Here is a 1,756-nt window from a genome sequence, read left to right on the forward strand (position 1 = left end):
CACCGGCCGGCGGATCCACGCCGTCCGCTTCGACACCACGGTGGTGCGCCGGTTCCCGGTGCTCACCTCGCGCGGCGTCAGCGGCGCCCTCGCGCTGGTCGACGTCCATGGCGAACGGGTCGTGCTGCGCCGCGGCGACTTCGCCCGGTCGGGGGAGTGGTGGTCCGCGATCTGCGGGGGCGTCGTCGCCGCGCAGACCCCGCGGGCCCTGGCCGCGCTGCGGCAGGGCGCGCGGCTGGCCTTCGGCTCCCTGTGGATCACCGCGGACGCCGTCGGCTCCGCCCGGGCCTGCCTGCCCTGGACCGAGGTGCAGCGGATCGAGGTCCAGGGCGGTTTCGTCGCCGTCCGTGCCGAGGGCGGCCGGCCGATGTGGGTCACGGCCTCCTCCGGGATCCCGAACCTCTGCGTCTTCCGGTCCCTCGCCGAACACCTCGCCCGCGCCGGGCGGGACGACGACTGACGTGCCTCGATCGCACCGCCCTCGGTATCCGGCGGACTCGGCCGACGGCCACCCGGCCCACCGGACACGGAACGACCAACGAGTACGGAACGCATACAGAAGGAGACAGTCATGGCCGACAGCTACCGGTACCGGTGCGGTGAGTGCGGGCACCGCACCTCCTGGGGGAGCGAATCCCAGGGGGAGAAGGCGATCGAGGAGCACTACCGCCGCGGTCACCCGGCCGTCGTCCCCGGCGGGATGGTCGAGTTCCGCAAGGGATCGTCCGGCGGCGGCGGAGGCGGCTGCCTGCTCGCCCTGGGCATCCTCGTCGTCATCCTGATCATCGCCTCTCAGCACTGATCAGGCACTGAACACAACTGCCGGGCGGTACAACCAGATATCGCTACGAGATCGACACATCGCGACAGCAGACGACCGGTATAAAAACGAACCGGAAACGAGGCGTCCAACCCGCCACCCCGGAGACCCCGACATTCATGGGGCCACCGGGGTGCAGCGGCGCTCGGGTCTGGGTATTCCCATCGAACTCGATGTTCGATGGGGTCGATGCTACGGGGGCGGAGCACATGGGCAGACGGGTCTGGACAGGCAGTTCCGGAGTGGAGGCCGCCGACGCGGTCTTCGCGCTGATGAGACGGCTCATCGACGGCTTCCGGGCGAACCCTCCGGTGACCCCGCTGGTGGTGCTGCAGGCCACCGAGGAGGACGAAACCGGCACCCTCGACCGACGGGTCGCCCAAGTGGTGGAGTTCGTCCGCCAGAGCCAGCAGCCGCGGGGCCTGATCGCCAAGCGGCTCGACGGCGGGGGCGGCCCGGACCCGTACTCCTCGGCCGTCGACATGGTGCGCCAGCTGTGCGAGCACTCCTGGGACAACGCACGGCAGTCGCAGTACAAGACCTTCAGCTTCCCGCGCTCACGCCTGCTGCGGGCCATCGAGCAGGCCGCGCCCGAGGTCGGCGCCGAGGTGACCACGGTGTGGACGGCGGCGGAGCGCCGCGAGCGCCTGATGCGCCGGCTGGCCGAGCTGCGCTGGCGTCCCGACGGCGGCTCCGGCGGCGGGGAGGGCCGGCGCCGCGTTCCGGCATTCGCGGAGACCGTCGGCGCCGTCGTCAACCCCTCCGGATTCGCGGGGGCCATGTTCATCGCCTGCCTCAGCGTGCTGCTGGGCGAGGGCGGCTGGCGTACGGCGGTGTGGGGCGGCGCCCTGGCACTGACGGGGTTCGGCCTGGTGCACCTGCTCGCGGCGGACCGGGTCGCGCTGGTCGTACTCGGTCCGGGACGGGTCGTACTCG

At 72.0% G+C, this 1,756-nt stretch carries 2 protein-coding genes and 1 pseudogene; all 3 read left to right on the top strand.

Annotated features, from left to right (window positions below):
* The coding region (locus tag H5J33_RS34030; protein ID WP_181798525.1) for a DUF6585 family protein at positions 1-460 on the top strand (460 nt) is incomplete at its 5' end.
* Between the two features lie 111 nt (positions 461-571).
* Positions 572-802: a hypothetical protein gene (locus H5J33_RS34035; protein ID WP_181798526.1), complete on the top strand. Its 231-nt coding sequence runs from the start codon at positions 572-574 to the stop codon at positions 800-802.
* Positions 803-1,029: 227 nt separating this feature from the next.
* Positions 1,030-1,756: pseudogene (locus tag H5J33_RS34040) on the top strand (hypothetical protein); the annotation flags it as partial.

It is taken from the genome of Streptomyces sp. WELS2 (assembly GCF_013870595.1).
In the GTDB taxonomy this organism is placed as follows: domain Bacteria; phylum Actinomycetota; class Actinomycetes; order Streptomycetales; family Streptomycetaceae; genus Streptomyces.